Origin of the sequence: Synechococcus elongatus PCC 11801 (assembly GCF_003846445.2) — a bacterium.
Taxonomy (GTDB): Bacteria; Cyanobacteriota; Cyanobacteriia; order Synechococcales; family Synechococcaceae; genus Synechococcus; species Synechococcus elongatus_A.
Window position 1 is genome coordinate 1,343,597 of record NZ_CP030139.2, and the last position, 18,114, is coordinate 1,361,710.

At 53.1% G+C, this 18,114-nt stretch carries 22 protein-coding genes; 12 read left to right on the plus strand and 10 right to left on the minus strand.

Annotated elements, in window-relative coordinates; translation table 11 throughout:
* Positions 1 to 290 precede the first annotated feature (290 nt).
* Positions 291 to 716: a hypothetical protein gene (locus tag DOP62_RS06405; RefSeq protein WP_208676308.1), complete on the plus strand. Its 426-nt coding sequence runs from the start codon at positions 291 to 293 to the stop codon at positions 714 to 716.
* An 86-nt stretch (positions 717 to 802) separates the two neighbouring features.
* On the opposite strand, the gene DOP62_RS06410 is transcribed toward DOP62_RS06405, so the two are convergent.
* The 3 genes from DOP62_RS06410 to glnA all read right to left on the minus strand — a co-directional run bounded on the left by DOP62_RS06410 (position 803) and on the right by glnA (position 3,042).
* Entirely contained in the window at positions 803 to 1,006 is a 204-nt protein-coding gene (locus tag DOP62_RS06410) for a hypothetical protein (RefSeq protein WP_208676306.1), read from the minus strand.
* Positions 1,007 to 1,025: 19 nt separating this feature from the next.
* A complete protein-coding gene (locus DOP62_RS06415; RefSeq protein WP_261790029.1) occupies positions 1,026 to 1,400 on the minus strand; it encodes a hypothetical protein in 375 nt (124 codons plus the stop codon).
* Positions 1,401 to 1,620: 220 nt separating this feature from the next.
* Positions 1,621 to 3,042 (minus strand): type I glutamate--ammonia ligase, encoded by a 1,422-nt coding sequence (glnA, locus tag DOP62_RS06420; RefSeq protein ID WP_338431743.1) that lies wholly within the window; start codon positions 3,040 to 3,042, stop codon positions 1,621 to 1,623.
* 395 nt (positions 3,043 to 3,437) lie between these two features.
* Between glnA and apcB the strand changes: the two genes are divergently transcribed.
* The 4 genes from apcB (at position 3,438) to DOP62_RS06440 (ending at position 7,030) form a co-directional block, all read left to right on the plus strand.
* The gene (gene apcB, locus DOP62_RS06425; RefSeq protein WP_208676304.1) at positions 3,438 to 3,947 is read left to right on the plus strand and encodes an allophycocyanin subunit beta; all 510 of its coding nucleotides are present in this window, start codon (positions 3,438 to 3,440) and stop codon (positions 3,945 to 3,947) included.
* 76 nt (positions 3,948 to 4,023) lie between these two features.
* Positions 4,024 to 4,956 (plus strand): alpha/beta fold hydrolase, encoded by a 933-nt coding sequence (locus DOP62_RS06430; RefSeq protein WP_208676302.1) that lies wholly within the window; start codon positions 4,024 to 4,026, stop codon positions 4,954 to 4,956.
* 61 nt (positions 4,957 to 5,017) lie between these two features.
* A complete protein-coding gene (locus DOP62_RS06435; RefSeq protein WP_208676300.1) occupies positions 5,018 to 6,172 on the plus strand; it encodes a pyridoxal-phosphate-dependent aminotransferase family protein in 1,155 nt (384 codons plus the stop codon).
* A 147-nt stretch (positions 6,173 to 6,319) separates the two neighbouring features.
* Positions 6,320 to 7,030 (plus strand): class I SAM-dependent methyltransferase, encoded by a 711-nt coding sequence (locus tag DOP62_RS06440; protein WP_261790027.1) that lies wholly within the window; start codon positions 6,320 to 6,322, stop codon positions 7,028 to 7,030.
* On the opposite strand, the gene DOP62_RS06445 is transcribed toward DOP62_RS06440, so the two are convergent.
* Complete coding sequence (locus tag DOP62_RS06445) at positions 7,027 to 7,236, minus strand: hypothetical protein (protein ID WP_208676298.1); 210 nt, start codon at positions 7,234 to 7,236, stop codon at positions 7,027 to 7,029. The genes DOP62_RS06440 and DOP62_RS06445 overlap by 4 nt on opposite strands.
* Before the next feature lie 101 nt (positions 7,237 to 7,337).
* Here DOP62_RS06445 and DOP62_RS06450 point away from each other — a divergent pair, with 101 nt between their 5' ends.
* Together DOP62_RS06450 and DOP62_RS06455 are read left to right on the plus strand one after the other, a co-directional pair.
* Entirely contained in the window at positions 7,338 to 7,826 is a 489-nt protein-coding gene (locus DOP62_RS06450) for a hypothetical protein (protein WP_208676296.1), read from the plus strand.
* A gap of 77 nt (positions 7,827 to 7,903) precedes the next feature.
* Complete coding sequence (locus tag DOP62_RS06455) at positions 7,904 to 9,289, plus strand: aromatic ring-hydroxylating dioxygenase subunit alpha (protein WP_208676294.1); 1,386 nt, start codon at positions 7,904 to 7,906, stop codon at positions 9,287 to 9,289.
* Here DOP62_RS06455 and DOP62_RS06460 read toward each other — a convergent pair.
* The 3 genes from DOP62_RS06460 to DOP62_RS06470 form a co-directional block, all read right to left on the minus strand.
* The gene (locus DOP62_RS06460) at positions 9,286 to 9,693 is read right to left on the minus strand and encodes a hypothetical protein (RefSeq protein ID WP_261790026.1); all 408 of its coding nucleotides are present in this window, start codon (positions 9,691 to 9,693) and stop codon (positions 9,286 to 9,288) included. The two genes, DOP62_RS06455 and DOP62_RS06460, sit on opposite strands and share 4 nt — an antisense overlap.
* Positions 9,694 to 9,793: 100 nt before the next feature.
* Entirely contained in the window at positions 9,794 to 10,165 is a 372-nt protein-coding gene (locus DOP62_RS06465; RefSeq protein ID WP_208676292.1) for a hypothetical protein, read from the minus strand.
* Between the two features lie 165 nt (positions 10,166 to 10,330).
* Complete coding sequence (locus DOP62_RS06470; RefSeq protein WP_208676290.1) at positions 10,331 to 10,783, minus strand: hypothetical protein; 453 nt, start codon at positions 10,781 to 10,783, stop codon at positions 10,331 to 10,333.
* 210 nt (positions 10,784 to 10,993) lie between these two features.
* On the opposite strand from DOP62_RS06470, the gene pcrA reads away from it, so the two are divergent.
* Positions 10,994 to 13,378: a DNA helicase PcrA gene (pcrA, locus tag DOP62_RS06475; RefSeq protein WP_208676288.1), complete on the plus strand. Its 2,385-nt coding sequence runs from the start codon at positions 10,994 to 10,996 to the stop codon at positions 13,376 to 13,378.
* A 78-nt stretch (positions 13,379 to 13,456) separates the two neighbouring features.
* Here the strand turns inward: pcrA and DOP62_RS06480 are convergent, their stop codons facing one another.
* On the minus strand, positions 13,457 to 13,783 hold the full coding sequence (locus DOP62_RS06480) for a hypothetical protein (RefSeq protein WP_261790025.1): 327 nt from the start codon (positions 13,781 to 13,783) through the stop codon (positions 13,457 to 13,459).
* Between the two features lie 100 nt (positions 13,784 to 13,883).
* Between DOP62_RS06480 and DOP62_RS06485 the strand changes: the two genes are divergently transcribed.
* Positions 13,884 to 14,357 (plus strand): Fur family transcriptional regulator, encoded by a 474-nt coding sequence (locus tag DOP62_RS06485; protein WP_208676284.1) that lies wholly within the window; start codon positions 13,884 to 13,886, stop codon positions 14,355 to 14,357.
* A 180-nt stretch (positions 14,358 to 14,537) separates the two neighbouring features.
* Here DOP62_RS06485 and DOP62_RS06490 read toward each other — a convergent pair whose 3' ends face one another.
* Positions 14,538 to 15,068 (minus strand): Dps family protein, encoded by a 531-nt coding sequence (locus DOP62_RS06490; RefSeq protein ID WP_208676282.1) that lies wholly within the window; start codon positions 15,066 to 15,068, stop codon positions 14,538 to 14,540.
* A 234-nt stretch (positions 15,069 to 15,302) separates the two neighbouring features.
* Here DOP62_RS06490 and DOP62_RS06495 point away from each other — a divergent pair, with 234 nt between their 5' ends.
* The 3 genes from DOP62_RS06495 (at position 15,303) to DOP62_RS06505 (ending at position 16,845) form a co-directional block, all read left to right on the plus strand.
* Positions 15,303 to 15,563, plus strand: a complete 261-nt coding sequence (locus DOP62_RS06495) for an Asr1405/Asl0597 family protein (RefSeq protein WP_208676280.1) — start codon at positions 15,303 to 15,305, stop codon at positions 15,561 to 15,563.
* Entirely contained in the window at positions 15,560 to 16,117 is a 558-nt protein-coding gene (locus DOP62_RS06500; RefSeq protein ID WP_208676278.1) for a (2Fe-2S) ferredoxin domain-containing protein, read from the plus strand. The genes DOP62_RS06495 and DOP62_RS06500 overlap by 4 nt, the downstream gene beginning before the upstream one ends.
* 101 nt (positions 16,118 to 16,218) lie before the next feature.
* Positions 16,219 to 16,845: a Crp/Fnr family transcriptional regulator gene (locus DOP62_RS06505; protein WP_208676276.1), complete on the plus strand. Its 627-nt coding sequence runs from the start codon at positions 16,219 to 16,221 to the stop codon at positions 16,843 to 16,845.
* Between the two features lie 97 nt (positions 16,846 to 16,942).
* Here DOP62_RS06505 and DOP62_RS06510 read toward each other — a convergent pair whose 3' ends face one another.
* A complete protein-coding gene (locus tag DOP62_RS06510; RefSeq protein ID WP_208676274.1) occupies positions 16,943 to 18,016 on the minus strand; it encodes a Fe(3+) ABC transporter substrate-binding protein in 1,074 nt (357 codons plus the stop codon).
* Positions 18,017 to 18,114 lie beyond the last annotated feature (98 nt).

Below are 18,114 nucleotides of genomic sequence, written 5' to 3' on the forward strand. Positions count from 1 at the left end.
CAGACACAATTTAAATGAAATTTTTAAAAACAGACAATCCTAAACTAGTGAGGTCGCCTTTAGAATGCAAGAAACATTGAATACAATTTATATTTCTTTGTGATGTTTTCAATTTATGAAGCATAGTGCTGTAGTGAGCAGGCATCCACATCACTTGAGTTATAGGTAAAAATACATACCATTAACTGTATTGCTAAGTGCTTAGAGTCATCACAAGATTTAACTACAGAGATTGCGGAGCCACAGCACTGGTTAGTGAGCAATGTCAGTACCATTCTGAATGCACTTTGATGATGCAAGCCTCAAGAAATAACTTATGGCTCAGCAAGCTGACAAAAATTGACCTTTATCAACTGATTGAAGAAGTCAAGGCCGGCAATAGTGATGCAATAGCGAAGGCGACTCTTTTCGTCGCTCATGAAAGCTTTGGACTATGGCACAATCGTGCGCGAGCCAAACTATGCAGACACTTCAAAAACCACCCTCCGGCACGCGAAAACTGTGACCAGATGATCGATGCCGTTATCCAACGTCTCATTGATGGACGATTCTCAGAGCAATTTATCGATCAACTGTCGATGGCAATCCGACTCGATCCAAAGCGAATGCACGCTGCAGCGATCGCAGCTTTGACTTCTGAAAAAGCCTATGTCCGTCGATATGCAGAGCAAGTCATTCACATCCTCAACTCTTCTTCCAAAGCCCAACTACACTAGCTAACTTTAGATGCTAGATAGAGCAACCCTTAATAGGGGAAACAACGAAATAGAACACGAGGCTCTATAAGCACTACCTGCTGGCTTCAATCCGCAGCTGAGTCATCTGACTGACGCCAGACTCCTATTGTGGCGATCGCTAACAACCCAGCAATAATCAAGCCGATCGCCCCCACTTCTGAAGATGTAGCTTCCGATCGTAGAGCTGCAATACCTCCTGCGGTAAATGCGATCGTGCCAACCAGAAGTGGTACGCCCGTAATAATGCGAGCGTAGGTATTCTTAGCCATCGTTTTTGTTGTTCAACTCCTAGCGTTGGCTAACCGTGGCACTTGCACACTGGTCTGATAGGGTAGCTAGCTGTTCCTGTTGTAATTGCTCACCCACATTCAGGCCATCTGGCAACCGATAAACGGTAGCAACCACGCGGCCTTCCTGATCTAAACCATTGGGGCGTAGGTTCACGCGCGTGCGACGAGGAAGCAAAGCCTGTAGGCGATCGCGCAGCGCGACTTCTTGACCCGCAATCGGTTGCACACAGTCGATCTGCACGGTGTAACTACGATTGCTATCGCCAATCCGAAGCAATCCCCCTTGGCGCACACTCAGCACTTCTGCCGCCGCTGCAGGACGGGGAAAAAGTAACCCAAGCAGCAAAAGCAAGCAGAGGCAGGCGCGGAACATAGAGACAGCCGAAAAGAGTTGCTAACGATTGTAGAAGGCGAGTCCCTCTCTGTGACGGGGTAGCGAAAATTCTGCGATCGCTGGTCTGAAACTCTGTTGATTTCCTAATCCCTCTGTTGGGATAAGGATTGGTTCGATTGCTACCCATGAAGAAGGGCCATTCCCCAAGGAACAGCCCTTACTGTCATCAGGCTAAAGCGCGATCGCGCCAATCAACGAATTAGCAGTCGTAGTAGAGCGCGAATTCGTAGGGGTGCGGACGCAGGCTGATGGGGATGACTTCGTTATCGAGCTTGTACTCAATCCAGTTTTGGATGAAGTCTTCCGTAAAGACACCGCCCACAGTCAGGAAGTCATGATCGGCTTCCAGCGCTTTGAGTGCATCTTTTAGTGAACCCGGAGTGCTGGGGATTTTAGCCAGCTCTTCAGGGCTGAGGTCGTAGATGTCGACATCCAGCGGCTCACCCGGATCGATTTGATTCTTGATCCCGTCGATACCGGCGCAGAGCATGGCTGCAAACGCCAAGTAGGGGTTCGAAGTTGCATCAGGGCAACGGAATTCCAAGCGCTTCGCTTTCGGGTTGGTGCCCGAGAGCGGAATCCGCACGGAAGCCGAGCGGTTGCCTTGGGAGTAGGCCAAGTTGACCGGCGCTTCAAAGCCAGGTACGAGGCGCTTGTAGGAGTTGGTGGTTGGGTTGGTGAAGGCTAACAGTGCTGGAGCGTGCTTGAGGATACCGCCAATGTACCAGAGCGCCATTTGGCTTAGGCCAGCGTATTGGTCACCTGCGAACAGGGGCTGACCCTCGTTCCAGATCGACTGGTGGGTGTGCATGCCAGAGCCGTTGTCGTTGAACAGCGGTTTGGGCATGAAGGTGATCGTTTTGCCGTAGCGACGACCGACGTTTTTAATCACGTATTTGTAGGTCATCAGCCAGTCAGCAGCTTCGATCAACTTGCCAAAGCGGAAGCCCAGCTCGCACTGACCGCCGGTCGCCACTTCGTGGTGGTGTTTTTCGATCGGCACGCCGCACTCAGCCATAGTCAGCAGCATTTCGCTACGCATGTCTTGGCTGGTGTCGGTCGGAGCAACCGGGAAGTAGCCCTCTTTGTAGCGAGGTTTGTAGCCGAGGTTGCCGCCTTCTTCTTCGCGGCCCGAGTTCCATCGGCCTTCGATCGAATCGACGTAGTAGTAGCTCTTGTTTTCTGCTTGGTCGAAGCGGACGTCGTCGAAGATGAAGAATTCTGCTTCAGGACCAAAGTAAGCCGTGTCACCGATGTTGCTGGCTTTGAGGTAGTCCACCGCTTTTTGAGCAATCGCGCGCGGGCAGCGCTCGTACAATTCGCCTGTCCGAGGCTCGATGATCGTACAAATCATGCTGAGCGTCGGCTCTTTCATAAACGGATCGATCCAGGCCGTGGTCGGATCGGGCACCATCGCCATGTCCGACTCGTTGATCGCTTTCCAGCCACGAATACTGGAGCCGTCGAAGGGCACGCCCTCGACAAAGCTGTTTTCATCGATTTGGCTAACGTGCAGCGTCAAGTGCTGCCAAATTCCCGGCATGTCGATAAACTTCAAATCGACAAGCTGGATCCCCTTCTCTTGGATCAGTTGAAGGACCTCTTGAGCGGTCTCAGGCATGAGCGACAACTCCTTGTCAAGGCTCTGGATAGTACGGCTCAGCGAAGCAGACCCTAGGGTTGGAAAGGCTCAATGCCAAACCGTGGCAACGGCGTTCTTGCGATCGCAGCCTGATCACAACCGGGAACTGGCAATCAATGTTGCTGACCACCCACATCCTAGGTAGCCCACCAAGGCACTTTTGTAACCGCTGTTACACAAAAAATGGCCCTGATCAGATCCGGCTTGGAAAGTGCCAATCTGTGAAGTTTGGTAACGAAATCTTGCAGGCAAGCGGCCTGCACCGGCCTGAGTAGTGGCCCTGTAAAGGCTGCGTGATAGGCTTTTTTCTGAAATTCCCTGGCTCGATTCGAGCGACATCAGAATCGTTTTGTCAGCACTCGGGAGCGCAATTCATGCGGGATGCGGTTAGCAGTCTGATTGCCGGCTACGACTTAGCTGGTAAGTATTTAGATCGCAATGCGGTCGATAGTCTCCGGGCTTATTTTGCCGAAGGCAACGCCCGCGTGCGAGCAGCAGAAATCATTAACGCCAATGCTGCTGACCTTGTGCGTCAAGCCAGTGCTCAATTGTTTGAAGAAGTCCCCGAACTGCTGCGTCCCGGTGGCAATGCTTACACCACCCGTCGCTACTCGGCTTGCCTGCGCGACCTCGACTACTACCTCCGCTATGCCACCTATGCACTCGTAGCGGGCAACACTGAAGTCCTTGATGAGCGCGTCCTCCAAGGTTTGCGGGAAACCTATACCTCTTTGGGTGTTCCTAGCGGCCCGACGGTTCGCGGCATCACGATTTTGCGCGATCGCGTGCGGGAACTGGTTGAACAAGCCGGCATCGCTTCGGCGAGTTTTGTCGATGTTCCCTTCGACCACCTCAGCCGCAACTTGGCTGAGCAAGACATCTAAGCCACGGCGTTAGAACGGATTGATAGAAACTAGCAGGGCAGGCGATCGCTTGCCCTGCTAGCGTTAGAGCGGATTGATGACCACGACTGCTATCACGCCTCAAGTTCGTTATGGACAGTTGCCCAGCGGCGATCGCTACAGCTATGAAATCTGGGGCGATTTGACGACCGGTCAAACACCACTGTTACTGATTCATCCGGTTGGCGTCGGCTTATGGCGGCGTTTTTGGCAGCGCTTCTGTTTGGCTTGGTGCGCTCAAAGCGATCGCCCGCTCGTTGTCCCCGATCTCCTAGGCTGCGGCGATAGCGACATGGCACGGCGTCCCTACAGTCCCCAAGATTGGGCAGCCCAGCTCTCACATCTCCTCCGCGTCGAAATTCAGCAGCCCTCGATCGTGGTTGCCCAAGGTGCTTTGATGCCCGCCGCAGTTGCCCTTGTTGAAACCGCTCCAGACTGGGTACAGGGCTTGGTATTCTCGGGGCCACCGGCTTGGCGCGTCATTGAGCGGAAACAAACTGCCAAGCAGCAGCGGCGGCTCTGGCGTTTATTTTGCTCGCCCTTGGGCTGGCTCTTTTTTCAATACGCGCGATCGCCCTTTTTCCTACGGCGCTTCTCGCGGCGGCAACTGTTTGCCCAAGCAGAGCAGATCGATCGTGAATGGATGCAGCTTTTGGCGGAAGGCAGCCGCAAACAAGCCTCACGTCATGCGGTCTATGCCTTCCTGAGTCGCAACTGGCAACAGGGTTGGGGCGATCGCCTTGCCAAAATTCCTCAGCCAACGCTCCTACTCTTTGGTGAGGGTGCAAGTAGCATCAGCCGTGATGGCCGCACTGAAGATGCCCGCGATCGCCTGCAGGCCTACGCTGAGGTGATGCCCTGCAATCAAGGCCAGATTTTGAAGGGGCGCAACGTCCTGCCCTACGAATCGACAGCAGATTTCATTGCAGCCCTGAATGACTTTTGCGGCAACTATTTCACTGCGCAACAGTTCAACGACGCAGTGCAGTAGTGACCCTGTAACAAGCTTTAATGACTCTAAGCATTTCTCTCATCTGCCGCAGGGTTGCCCGATGACCGTCACTCTTCCGAGCGTTAGCGAAAAACACCGCGTCCGTCTCCAGCCGCTGGACTTACCGGAGCGTTTGCTGCTCGGGCCTGGCCCTTCGAATGCCCATCCGGCAGTCCTCGAAGCGATCAGTCGGCCTCCCATCGGTCACCTTGACCCCAAATTTCTTGAGTTGATGACCGAAGTGCAGGAATTGCTGCGCTACATCTGGCAAACCGATAACCGCCTGACCATTCCGGTCAGCGGCACCGGCAGTGCTGCCATGGAAGCCACGATCGCTAACAGCGTTGAACCGGGCGATGTCGTCCTGGTCGGCGTGATGGGCTATTTTGGCAACCGCCTCGTTGATATGGCGGGTCGCTACGGAGCTGATGTTCGCACCATTCACAAGCCTTGGGGTGATGTCTTTAGCTTGGTGGAACTGCGGCAAGCCTTGGAAGAGCACCGGCCACAAATCCTTGCTCTCGTTCATGCCGAGACCTCAACGGGTGCTGAGCAACCGCTGGCTGGCGTTGGCGATCTCTGCCGCGAGTTTGACTGCCTCTTACTGATCGACACTGTTACCAGCTTGGGCGCTGTGCCGACCCTGCTGGATGAATGGGGCGTTGATCTGGCCTACAGCTGCAGTCAAAAAGGGCTGAGCTGTCCGCCAGGCGTGTCGCCGTTCACCATGGGGCCTCGCGCTGAAGAAAAACTGGCGCGCCGCAAGGGCAAAGTTGCCAACTGGTATTTGGATATGTCGTTGCTCAACCAGTACTGGGGCAGCGATCGCGTTTACCACCACACCGCGCCGGTGAACATGAACTTCGGCATCCGTGAGGCGCTGCGTCTGATTGCCGATGAAGGTATCGAAACAGTCTGGAAGCGTCACCGCGACAACGCTGAATATCTCTGGGCAGGCTTGGAAGATCTGGGCCTGACCTGTCACGTTCCGGTCGAAAATCGGCTACCGACCCTGACCACGGTGCGGATACCTGAGGGCGTCGATGGCAAAGCCGTCAGCCGTCAACTGCTGGATGAGCACGGCATTGAAATGGGTGGTGGCCTCGGCGAATTGGCTGGCAAGGTCTGGCGGATTGGCCTGATGGGCTACAACAGCCGCCGCGAGAATGTCGATCGCTTGCTGAGCATTCTGGCGGATGTTCTCCCCCGCTCTTAATCGGTCCTACTAGTGTCTGACAGTCTCGACTTAGATCAAATTCTGCAAGTCTTAAGTCAAAGTCCTGACTTTGGTCTTGAGGCTTGCAGGAACTTTGCTCAGTTCCTGATCAAGCAAATCCCAGACTATGATGCTGCCCACCAGCTCATGCTCTGGTGCGATCGCAAACAAGCAGCAAAAGCAGAACAGCAATCCTTAGACTCTCAAACAATCAATCGCTATCGAACTGTTATCACTGAGGAAGAAAAACTCTTCAAAGCGCTTGATCATGTAGTTGTTGAATCTGGCGAGCCTTTAGAAGGTAATTGTTTTTACTACCACCTCAGCCTTAAAGCATCTGTACTGCTAGAAAACAAGCGAATAAACTTATTTTCCGCAGCCACAGAAGCTCAAGAAATACTAGAAATTGGCTTCAACGCTGGCCACAGTGCAGCGTTAATGCTGCTAGCGAATCCTGACTCTAAGCTGCTGGCATTTGATATTTGTGAGCATCGCTACACTGAAGGATGCTTTGCTGTCTTAGCCGATCGCTTTGCCAATCGGATTGACTTAATCCCGGGGGACTCTAACACAACTGTCCCTCTCTTTCGGCTGGAACATCCAGCAGTCTATTTTGATCTCCTCCATATTGATGGCTCTCACAATTACCAAGCAGCAACGACTGATTTCATGAACTGTCACAGCTTGGCTAAACATGGATCTCTGATGATTTGGGACGATACCAACAACGCTGAGCTAGATCTCTTATTCAATGCTTTTGTTGAAGATCGGTTGATTGTTGAGCGCTTTGATTTTCTACCAACGTTTACCTATTGTCATCGCGTCGGAGAAGCTCTTAAGCAAATCCAGAAAACCTAGCGGCGGCAAAGACTGAGATCGGCGCGGGTATCGAGCGATCGTGCTTCGAGACATTGGATCTGTTGCTGTTGGGTTGCGATCGCCTTTTGCAGGGCTTGGTAGCGATAGGCCAAAGCAAGGCAGCTAATCACTTGCAGAAACAAAATGATCTGCCACAGACGGTGCGATCGCCAGCCCGATCGAGGAGGAGCAAACTGCTTAGACATCAGATCGCGATCGCAGAATCAGAATCGTCCAGCAGTATGCCATCAGCAGCAGGGTTGCGGAGGTGCTGTATCCTCATAGCGACGCTTGCTTCACTCTGGCTATGGCTTTGTTCTCCCGCCTTGCCCCCCTTGCTGGCGTGCTGTGTTTCGGCTGGCCGTCGCTAGCGATCGCCCAAACAGCACCCCAATGTGTACCGCTCAAAGCAGTGGGCAGCGAGGGTTCGATTGTCAGCAAGCGAGTTTCGCCCAATACGGTCTTCTTTGTGCGCGACAATTGGAACACCGACTTTTTTGTGCCGCCCGACAGTCGCTACAGCCAGTTTTTAGTCAGCTTGACCTCCAAAACCGTCGGTTCAGGCACCCGCGACTCAGCCGGACAGGAGCTCTACACCATTCGGGCTTATCTGAAGTACGACGAAAGCAACACTGATAAATTATTCGACCAATCGATCGAGCTGCCCCAAGGTATTCCCTTCGATATTCAACTGTTCAGTCGTCCCTACGAATCGCCCTATCAAGTCAATGTTGTGGTTGGGGGCGAACGGGCAATCGGCAGTGACTACAGCCTGACGGTGTTTGGCTGCAACTAGCTGGCTATCCACAACTGCCTGAGCTTAGTTGCTAGGATCCGTTACAAGTTTTAACAATAAGCGGATCCGCGATCGCTATGACTGCTGACGTGCGTTTAGCCGATGCTCAGGTCTTACCCGCCGGTGGGCCTGCCAGCGATCGCTTTGATTGGGCTGAAGCCTGGTATCCCGTCCATTACCTACGGGATCTGGATCGCGATCGCCCTACAGCGTTCACGTTGTTGGGGCGCGAGCTGGTGATCTGGTGGGATCGGACAGCTGAGCAATGGCGGGCTTTCGAGGATGCCTGCCCCCATCGACAAGTGCGCCTGTCGGAAGGACGCTTGGATGCCGAGGGCCGGCTGGAATGTCCGTATCATGGCTGGGCCTTTACGGGGACAGGAGACTGCGCCGTTATTCCCCAGCAAGCAACGACTGGGCAAGCCCACACCAGCGATCGCGCTTGTGCCAAAACGCTACCGACCGCAACCGCTCAAGGACTGCTGTTTGTCTATGCGGGTAGCGCAGAACGAGCCGATCGCGTGCCGTTGCCCTTGGTCGAGCCGTGGGGAACAGATCAGAACTGGGTTTGCATCGATACCTTTCGGGACTTGCCCTACGATGCGTTGACGCTGCTAGAAAACGTCCTCGATCCCAGCCACCTACCCTTTACGCACCATGGCTCCGTTGGGAATCGCGCCAATGCCGGGCCGATGACTGATCTGAAAATTGTGGCGAGCGATCGCCATGGCTTTCAAGGCATTTGGCCCGAGGGACCGCGACGCGGCAAACTCGGTACCCAATCCACCACTTTCATTGCGCCGAGCTTGATGTGGCATGACCTAGAAGCTGACAGCCTCGGGCGAGCCATGACCGTGGTTTATGCCACGCCGATTCGCGCCGGTGCATGTCGGATTTTTGCGCGCTTCCCGTTCCGCTTCAAGTCCGCCATCCCTCGCTTTTTCCTGCGGATCACGCCGACTTGGTTTCAGCATTTGGGGCAAAATACGGTGCTGGAAGAAGACCAAATCTTTCTGCATCACCAAGAACGACGAATTCAGCAGCAGGGCGGCAGCGCGACCTACAGCCGCCAGTGTTATCTCCCTACACCCGCCGATCGCTTTGTGCTGGCGCTGCATCGCTGGGTCGATCGCTACGCTGGGGTTCCTTTCCCAAACGAACCGCTCCCGACGAGTCTCTCCATTCCTGAACTGCTAGAGCGCTATCAAAGCCACACGCTACACTGTCGCAGTTGTGCCGCCGCTTGGCGACGATCGAAACAAGGACAAACCGCTGCGATCGCGATCGCAGCGCTCAGTTGGACGCTGGCTCCGATCTTGGCGGTGGCTGGTGTTTCTGCGATCGCCGTCATCCTCTTAGCTAGCTTGGGGTTTGGTGCCGCCGCGATCGCTTGGGGCTTGAAACAGTTACAACGACGCTTTGAGCAAGGGCCTCGGCAAGTGCGCCGTAACCAAAAAGCCTAAAAATCAACGGCTAAATACCATTGGATCCCGAGTTGCTCCGCCTGCTCCAGAATGATTTGCGCGACCTGTAAATCCTCTTGGACCCACTGCGCTTGTTCGGGTTCTAGACCAGCAGCAGCGATCGCAGTCAGGAGCGCCCGAATCGTTGTCAGCCCCGCCGAGGCAGGATGCCAAACCGTCGGTTCTGGCTCGATATCAAACTCTTCAAACAGGTCATCATCCGCATCGAAGCTGCAGAACGTCATCAGGTCCGGTACACCTGCTTGTTGCGCCAGTTCTGCAAGGCGATCGGCATGGCGAGCAAGGGCTTTGCCATCCATCGCGGCGTAGCCTGTGGGTAGGTCACGCTCAAGAACGATATACAGTGCTGCACCCATGGCTAGAAGCAAAACCTCAATCTTCAAGGGTCGTGAGCAGGACTAGAGTAGGCTGCCTTTAGCCTCAGGCAACTGTTGGTCTTCTCAGAAGACTTGCAGGACATCACTAGCCTGAAATGAAATCGACTTAGTCAGCCGCGCGATCGCTTTCACCGGCAAAATCCGTGCCGAGATAGCGCAGATAGCGATGACATTGCTCAGTGGCATAGTCTAGCGACTCATTGCTGGTTCGACCCTTTAGAATCTGCCGATCGTAGGCTTGCTGGATGCAATTAAGAGTGTCTTGTACCAACGTGGCACTGGGGCGGTAGCCTTGGCTGGCTTGAAAAGCTGCGGTGTAGTCAGTCGCAAATACCTGGGCTTGTTGAGTGGTCCAAGGGGTTGAAGCGGTGGCGATCGCGGCTCCATTCAAAACCCCAAAAGTTGTTGTGAGAGCGATCGCAGCAGCTTGGCTGAGCCAGTGAGTGATGCGCGAGTCAGGGGTTACAGAGGCTTTCATTTAAGGGACTTCCGGGCGACTGACCTTACTGTCGGGCGTCGGCTTTGCGATCGCCGTGAGCCAGATCAGTCACCGCTGTGATTTTGATCACGCCTAGTCGAGAGGGACTGCCAGAGCAGTCTTGAACCCCCAAAACTGGGTGGAATGACGGGATGGATCTAGTAATCAGCAGGTCGAGTAGGAGGTAGAGCTGGAAAAGGATCCTGATGAGAAGTAGAGGCAGCCATTGGAATCGCTCGAGAGGCTGGAATCCCCCGAGGAGTTGTAGAGGGTGCTGCCCCGACTGTTGCCGCCGTTGCCATTACCCACCACACTCTGGAGGGCACGGCCGCAGTCCGCGATCGCAGTATTCACCGCAACATTGGGATTGACGCCGCTCACCACGGACTGGGTGTAGCTGGTTTTAACGCAGTTCAAACTCCAAGCCACCAAGCTATCGCTGGGGGCATAACCCATCTGCGCTTGAAAAGAAGTCGTGAAACTGCGGACAAATTCGTAGTCATCTTGCGTGGTCCAAGCTGGATAGGCCTGAACAGGCAGCATCACGCCCGTCAGACCGATCGCGATCGCAGCCAGTTGAGCAACAGCAGGGAAAGGGGCGTTCGGAGTCAAAGTCATGGCTGTTGAGGGAGTCGAAGGAACGAGACCTCAAGAGAGGTTGTCCTCACTCTCGCGGCAGCATTAAGCGTTCGCCGTGACTGAAATCAGTGATGGCTGTGATTTTGATCACAGGGCGCAACCTCCCTCACAGAGCGATCGCTCCCGAGTCAGAAAGCGGAGCGATGACCAGAGGCGATAGGCTGAGGAACAGCCCTGTTCGCGAGCGCAATGTCCAGCGACTTCCTTAGCCAGCTCAATACTTCTCAACGTCGAGCCGTCGAACACTACAGCGGTCCGCTGCTGGTGGTTGCCGGGGCTGGGTCTGGCAAAACCCGGGCACTGACCTTTCGGATTGCCCATCTGCTGCGGCAGCATCGCGTCGATCCAGAAAATATTTTGGCGGTGACCTTCACCAACAAAGCCGCAAAGGAAATGAAGGAGCGGCTGGAACGGCTGTTCGCGCAACAACTGGCGGAATTGCAGTATGGCCAACCCTTCACAACGCTACGGGAGATTGAGCAAACCCAACTGCGATCGCGCGTCTATCGCGAAGTCACAAAAGATTTGTGGATTGGTACATTTCACGCAGTTTGTGCGCGGATTCTTCGCTTTGATATCGACAAGTATTGTGATCCGAATGGCCGTCGTTGGACGAAGCAGTTCTCAATCTTTGATGAAAATGATGTCCAAGGCTTAATCAAAGAGATTGTTGGTAATCAACTCAATCTAGACACCAAGAGATTTGAACCGAAGTCTGTTCGCTACACGATTAGCTCAGCAAAGAACAATGGTTGGTCACCCGATGAATTTGAACGACAGCAGCCGAACTATCGCGGCCGTGTGATCGGGGAAGTTTATCGCCGCTACTTAGATCAGCTCGCTGCCAATAATGCTCTTGACTTCGATGATTTATTGCTGATTCCAGTTCAACTCTTTCGACAAAATGAGCAAGTTCTAGCCTACTGGCACCAACGCTTTCGCCATGTTTTGGTTGATGAGTATCAAGACACCAACCGCACCCAGTACGACTTAATTCGACTGCTGACGACCAACGGTGCTGAAACAAGAGATTTCGATCAGTGGCAGCATCGCTCAGTCTTCGTGGTCGGGGACGCTGATCAATCGATCTATTCCTTCCGTGCGGCTGACTTCACGATTCTGATGGGCTTTCAGGATGACTTTGGCGATCGCCTGCCGGATGATGACACCCGCACGATGGTCAAACTCGAAGAGAACTATCGTTCGACTGAAAACATTCTTCAGGCTGCCAATGAGCTAATTCGCAACAATACTGAGCGAATCGATAAGGTTTTGCGACCCACCCGAGGCAGTGGTGAAGCGATCGCCTGCTATCGGGCCGATGATGAAATTGCGGAAGCCGAATATGTGGTTCAGCAAATTCGTCAGCTTGAGCAACAGAATCCTGAATTAAATTGGGGCGACTTTGCGATTCTCTACCGCACTAATGCTCAATCACGAGCCTTTGAGGAGTCATTAGTCCGTTGGAATGTTCCCTACACCGTGATCGGGGGCTTGCGCTTCTACGATCGCCGCGAAGTCAAAGATATCTTGGCTTATCTAAGGGCGATCGCTAATCCCTTTGATGCGGTTAGCCTGCTACGAGTTGTCAACGTTCCCAAACGGGGCGTCGGCAAAACTACCATTGGTCGACTCGTTGATGCTGCGCAGGAGTTAAATGTCCCTCTCTGGGAAATTTTGCGCGATGCAGAAACAGTGCAAAACCTCGCAGGGCGATCAGCTAGAGGGTTACTTGAATTCGCAACTTTAATTCAGCAGTTTCAAAACCAAGCCGATGAACTCCGACCTTCTGAACTGATTCGCCAACTCTTAGAACAATCGGGCTATATTGCTGAGCTCCAACGCAGTGGCACTGATGAAGATGAAGATCGTCGCCGCAACTTGGAAGAGTTAGTCAATGCAGCGATTCAATATGAAGAAGAAAACGACGATCCCAGTCTGATTGGCTTTCTGGGAACAGCTTCACTAGCTTCAGATGCCGACAGCAAAGAGGCGAATCAGCAAGTCTCTTTGATGACACTTCACGCCTCGAAAGGGCTGGAGTTCCCTGTTGTCTTCCTAGTTGGTTTAGAACAGGGACTCTTCCCTAGTTTCCGCTCACTCGACGATCCGCGCGCTGTCGAAGAAGAGCGACGCCTCTGCTATGTCGGGATCACTCGCGCTCAAGAGCGACTGTTTTTGACCCATGCCAGTGCTCGTCGGCTTTGGGGTGGCGGCCGCGAACCTGCAATTCCCTCCAATTTTTTGAGCGAGTTGCCGGCTGAACTGATTGTTGGTCAGTCGCCGCGTAGTCGCCACCAACCCATTCCCAGCATCAGCCCCCAAGCCACGACTGAACGACGCACGAGTTTGCGCGATCGCGTCGCAGCAAATGCCGCCACAGTTGCCCAGTCACAACAGCCTGCTCGCCAGTGGCAAGTGGGCGATCGCCTCCAACATCGTCAGTTTGGCGTTGGTCGCGTCACCCGAATTTTTGGGGCGGGCGATCGCCAGTCGATTGTGGTTCAGTTCAGTGGTGCAACGGGGCAGCGCATTCTGGATCCGCGCTTAGCACCGATTGAACCGCTCGGCTAAGCCAATCCGTTTCACCCTTCAATCCGCGTGAAAGTTGCGATGCATGAGTCAGTGAGCTGAGCATCTCTGTCTCTCCGGTCAGCTCATCGAACTTTTCTGGCTAGCACTTGTACTGAGACTCATCGACGACTCAGGACTTTGTACGGCGATCGCAGCAGCCCAATCGGGCCCGAGTGAAATGAGGCGATCGGGCAGGATGCGCACCAGTACAGATCCCAAGGGCGATCGCGCCTCAACTTGGATCTGCTGATGCGGTCTTAACTGCAGTGCTTCTCGTATGGCCGAAGGCAACTCCAGCACCGAGAGCGTGCAATGAAGCGGCGCGATCGTTAGGCGAATCCCTGCCTCACAGTTCAGCACCGGAGCATTACCGCCGAAGTGAGAGATCTTGGGCAACACAGTCATGCAGACCTCTTGGACTTGAGAATTACTGACAGCTGTTATTGACATCTAACTCTGTTTATCTTAGGTTGGCGCTGCTTTAGTTGCAACTAACTTTCAACTGATGTCAGCAGTGACCGTTTCCTCACTCACAGCCGTCCGGGCAGCCGCACTGCGCAAGGCCCTAGAGCAGGTGGGCTATCGCCTCACGCCGCAGCGCTACTGGATTGCTGAAATCTTTGAGGAACTGGCTCAGGGCGAACATCTCAGTGCCCTCGATTTGCAACACTGTCTTCGCGATCGCCAGCAACCCTTATCAAAATCAACGGTTTACCGCAGTCTCGACAACTTCTGCCAAGCTGGGTGGCTCCGCTGCATTACCCTCGATCGCAAACAGCGTTGCTATGAGCTGAATCGCGAGGGCATTCATCACCACCTCACCTGCCTCCATTGCCAGGCGGTGACTGAGTTTTTTGACGATCGCATTGTCCAGCTCAGCCAAGGCATTAGCGCTCGCCACGGCTTTCAATTACTGAATGGTCAGCTGCTGATTGCTGGCATTTGCCCCGCTTGTCGCAACTTAGCGCCTGCTTATTGAGAATAAGTTGCACTACTGAAAAAACGTGTTAAAGTCTCCCTTAAGTCAAAAACTTAGGATTAATTCTCAACTGTGGAATCGCGGATGTCCTTCCAGCCTGTTGACAGCCGTAACCTCCACAAAAACAGCAGCTTGCCGAAGCTTGCTGCCGTTCTTGAGAGTTATTCAGTTGATGGCGACTTAGGCGAGCTTGAGACTGTCAGGAGCCAAGAAGTGAGCAATGTGATAGGCCCGTTCTTCGGACTTCAGCAAGATTCCTTCCAGCAGGTAGCGGGTAGCGCGATCGCCCAAACTTTCTGCTTGAGCTGTCAAGCGCCGCAGCAACGTCAAAATGGCCTGCTCCGCTGCCAAGTCATGCTCCAGCATCGTCCGGCAATTAAAGACGCCGTCGTCTTCGATCGCAAAACAGGACAGCTCAACCAACTTGAGCGGATGGGCAACTGGAACGCTGCCCAAGCCATTCAAGCGTTCACCCAAGTCGTGAGCATGATCTTTCACCGCACCATAGCTTTCTTCAAAAAACTCATGGAGCGAGTAAAACTCAGCACCTTGCACCGTGAAGTGGTGCTTTTGATACTGCAAATAAAGCAGTTGAAAACTGGCCAAGGCACGGTTCAGGCCTTCACAAATCTGACTCGTTACCGACGTTTCCAGACCCAAGACATTGGGCTCAATTTGGCTAAAAGATTGCACCAAACCTGTGTTTGTCATGGCAGATCTACTCTCGTCTCAACAGGGCATAGCGCCATTGTAAACAGGCTAGGAAAGAAGCTTTGGGCACTGAGCGAAACCCATTCTCAACTATTGAATCGATGTGCCTTGAGGCCTTCCCTTTCAATCGCGCAGTATTCCTGAATTACCTCGGCAATCGACAGGACTGTTCATTTGGCTAATTGCTGAATAGTTTCAATTTCTAGATTCACAAATTGTGATTGGGGCAAGACTGTGGACTCTCGTCAGCCTTTGTACTGGATTCAACTCGATCTCGATAGCACGACTCGCTGGGACTGCTATCACCGCTGTTGTGAGTTAGCGCTTGACTGCTACTGCACTCCTTGTCATCCCCTGCGAATTCAGATCGAAACACCACTGCAAGCGATCCAAGTCTGGAGCATTTGCCAATGGATTCAACGCGATCGCCCTAGCCTATCCAGCTTTTTGGAGAGTTGTTGGCAACTACCGGTCTATCAGGAGCAACAACGATGAAATTGCCGTTCTATCTTGAAGGCTACTTTCTGGGCCTAACAGATCCGACCGATACAGTCGAAGTGCGCTTGATTGAAGTCCAAAGTGGGGGTGGTAATCGCTATACCCTCAAGCTTGCCAAGCCACTCCGCCGTTTGCCTTGGCAGAAACTCGCGATGGGTCAGCCGCTGCGAATTGAAGGCCAGCAATCTTTTCAAGGACTCGGACTGCCTCCGAAGCTCAAGGCTGAACGGGTGCTCTTTGACCCTGCTGGTTTACCCGCACTAGCTTCTGTTCAGTCCAACACTCAGCGCCAAGTCCCTGTTTTAGAGGTCTGCACGAAGGGAACCTGTCGGCGCCGTGGGGCGCTGGAGTTGTGCGATCGCCTCAAGGCTGAAGCACAAACCTGCGCTGTTGAAGTTCGCGCCAGCGGTTGCTTAGGGCGCTGCAAGCAGGGCATCAATGTCCGTTGCAGCTCAGATAACAAAATCCTGTCGCAGCTTTCTCCCCAAGAAGCTTCTGAATTATTAGCTCCTTGGCGCATTGCCACGGCTGCGATCGCGGCAGTTAGCTGAGTCTTTACATCCTGCACATGTCTGCTCAAATTCTCAGTTCTGTTCAAGTTTCACCTGACTAATTTTTCGCTCAAGCCGCTGTTGGGAAAATAATTTTCATCATGATTGCCAGCCATCTCACTCCGAAAAAAGCCGCGATCGCCAATAGCAAGGTTGTCCCATTGCGATCCGCTACTGCCGGCATCCAAGTCTGGAGTCGCAATACCTCTTTGCCAACCCAATCGACATGGTGCATTCAAACAGGCTTTGTTCGCAGCCTCACTTGGGATGAAGCTGGCGAGCTGATCACGTTAGGGATTTGGGGTCCCGGTGACTGGATTGGCGGCTCGCTTTCACGCCTGCAACCCTACGAGTTGCAATGTCTGACGCCGGTCACTGCAACCGCGATCGCCGATCCGCTCGACAACCTCGACAGTACTCTCGTTTTACAACTGCAGCAGGTAGAGGAACTCCTGAGCATCATCCGACTGCGTCGAGTTCCCAGTCGACTGCTGCGCCTACTGCACTGGCTCACCCTGCGTTTTGGTCTGCAAGCTGAGCATGGTTGGATGTTGGACTTGCACCTCACCCATCAAGTTCTGGCAGATATTATCGGCAGCACTAGGGTGACGATTACCAAACTAATCAATCAGTTTGAAGCAGAGGGACGATTAATTCGTCTTAGTGGGCAACGCTTATTAGTCCCTGATCTCACGCAACTCTTACCAATCGATCCTGTTGAGATCTAAGTAAGCGATTTCCCTTAAAACTAACCATTGAAAAACCTCCTCCCATCGTTGACCTACACAGGGTTGCTGGGAGGAGGTTTCATGATCAGGCAGTGCCTTATTTCCAGCCTGCACGATCCATCAATTGCAGCGCTTGGGCATTATTAGCACCAAAGACAGCAGCGCTGATTGTAGATTCTTTAAATCGGCCAAAGCCAGCCAAGATGGGGTCCAGAGAAACACCTCTTAGAACTGGATATTCTCCATTCCCTCGGGCAAAAATTGCCTGAGCTTGACTACTGAGCAGGAACTCAAGTAGGAGTTGCGCAGCTCGTGGATTGGGTGCCGTACGGAGAATACCAGCACCACTAATATTGACATGGGTGCCACGACCTTTTTGATTGGGGAAGAAAACCCGAATTTTTTTAGCTGCTTCTCGTTCTTCTGGCTTTCTTGACTTGAAGAGTCGGACTAAATAGTAGGTGTTTGCGATCGCCAATGAACCAATCCCAGCCGCACAAGCTAGAATTTGAGCCGTGTCATTACCCTGGGGTTGACGAGCAAAATTCTGCACGAGGCCACGAGCCCAAGCCTCTGTTTTAGCGGCACCGTCTGCTGCAATCATCTCTCCAACCCAAGAAAGGTTGTAGATATTGCTAGAACTCCGTACGAGGATTTGATCGCGCCAGCGAGGATTGACTAGATTTTCATAAGTTGAGAGTTGGCTAGCACTGACGCGATCGCGGTTATACATAATCACCCGTGCCCGCTTGGAAAGTGCAAACCAACGACCTTGTGGATCGCGAAGGTTGGCGGGAACGGCTTGATACAGTTTGGGCGCTTGCGATTGACTCAATGGCCTGAGCAAATTCGCTTGGGTTGCCTGCCACAGCCGACCAGCATCCACCGTTATGAAAACATCAGCAGGGCTACGGCTGCCTTCGCTCTTGATCCGCGCTAATAGAGCATCTGCTTCACCCTCAATCAAATTCACTTTGATTCCAGTTTTTTGGGTAAATTCTCGATAGATCTGGCTGTCGGTATTGTAGTGCCGACCAGAATACAAGTTAACTTCAGTCTCGGCAGCTTCTGCGCGACGACGCCAGTCGCCCAAGCTATCGAACAACAAGGTACCAGCGAGGGCTGTACCACCCAGTAAAAAGTCTCGACGGGTGAACAGTGATTCAGGCATAAAGGGCCGTAAAAACTTGATGTTTTTACACTAAAAAAACCTCAGCCAGACCTAGGTGTGCTGGCACACCCTTGGTATCGAAGAACTGTTGCTTTTAT

What these genes read in the sequence shown, in the direction of transcription:
- DOP62_RS06405 (WP_208676308.1), top strand. Translation starts at nt 291, where the DNA reads ATGATGCAAGCCTCAAGAAATAACTTATGGCTCAGCAAGCTGACAAAA.
- DOP62_RS06410 (WP_208676306.1), bottom strand. Translation starts at nt 1,006, where the DNA reads ATGGCTAAGAATACCTACGCTCGCATTATTACGGGCGTACCACTTCTG.
- DOP62_RS06415 (WP_261790029.1), bottom strand. Translation starts at nt 1,400, where the DNA reads ATGTTCCGCGCCTGCCTCTGCTTGCTTTTGCTGCTTGGGTTACTTTTT.
- glnA (WP_338431743.1), bottom strand. Translation starts at nt 3,042, where the DNA reads ATGCCTGAGACCGCTCAAGAGGTCCTTCAACTGATCCAAGAGAAGGGG.
- apcB (WP_208676304.1), top strand. Translation starts at nt 3,438, where the DNA reads ATGCGGGATGCGGTTAGCAGTCTGATTGCCGGCTACGACTTAGCTGGT.
- DOP62_RS06430 (WP_208676302.1), top strand. Translation starts at nt 4,024, where the DNA reads ATGACCACGACTGCTATCACGCCTCAAGTTCGTTATGGACAGTTGCCC.
- DOP62_RS06435 (WP_208676300.1), top strand. Translation starts at nt 5,018, where the DNA reads ATGACCGTCACTCTTCCGAGCGTTAGCGAAAAACACCGCGTCCGTCTC.
- DOP62_RS06440 (WP_261790027.1), top strand. Translation starts at nt 6,320, where the DNA reads ATGCTCTGGTGCGATCGCAAACAAGCAGCAAAAGCAGAACAGCAATCC.
- DOP62_RS06445 (WP_208676298.1), bottom strand. Translation starts at nt 7,236, where the DNA reads ATGTCTAAGCAGTTTGCTCCTCCTCGATCGGGCTGGCGATCGCACCGT.
- DOP62_RS06450 (WP_208676296.1), top strand. Translation starts at nt 7,338, where the DNA reads ATGGCTTTGTTCTCCCGCCTTGCCCCCCTTGCTGGCGTGCTGTGTTTC.
- DOP62_RS06455 (WP_208676294.1), top strand. Translation starts at nt 7,904, where the DNA reads ATGACTGCTGACGTGCGTTTAGCCGATGCTCAGGTCTTACCCGCCGGT.
- DOP62_RS06465 (WP_208676292.1), bottom strand. Translation starts at nt 10,165, where the DNA reads ATGAAAGCCTCTGTAACCCCTGACTCGCGCATCACTCACTGGCTCAGC.
- DOP62_RS06470 (WP_208676290.1), bottom strand. Translation starts at nt 10,783, where the DNA reads ATGACTTTGACTCCGAACGCCCCTTTCCCTGCTGTTGCTCAACTGGCT.
- pcrA (WP_208676288.1), top strand. Translation starts at nt 10,994, where the DNA reads ATGTCCAGCGACTTCCTTAGCCAGCTCAATACTTCTCAACGTCGAGCC.
- DOP62_RS06480 (WP_261790025.1), bottom strand. Translation starts at nt 13,783, where the DNA reads ATGACTGTGTTGCCCAAGATCTCTCACTTCGGCGGTAATGCTCCGGTG.
- DOP62_RS06485 (WP_208676284.1), top strand. Translation starts at nt 13,884, where the DNA reads ATGTCAGCAGTGACCGTTTCCTCACTCACAGCCGTCCGGGCAGCCGCA.
- DOP62_RS06490 (WP_208676282.1), bottom strand. Translation starts at nt 15,068, where the DNA reads ATGACAAACACAGGTTTGGTGCAATCTTTTAGCCAAATTGAGCCCAAT.
- DOP62_RS06500 (WP_208676278.1), top strand. Translation starts at nt 15,560, where the DNA reads ATGAAATTGCCGTTCTATCTTGAAGGCTACTTTCTGGGCCTAACAGAT.
- DOP62_RS06505 (WP_208676276.1), top strand. Translation starts at nt 16,219, where the DNA reads ATGATTGCCAGCCATCTCACTCCGAAAAAAGCCGCGATCGCCAATAGC.
- DOP62_RS06510 (WP_208676274.1), bottom strand. Translation starts at nt 18,016, where the DNA reads ATGCCTGAATCACTGTTCACCCGTCGAGACTTTTTACTGGGTGGTACA.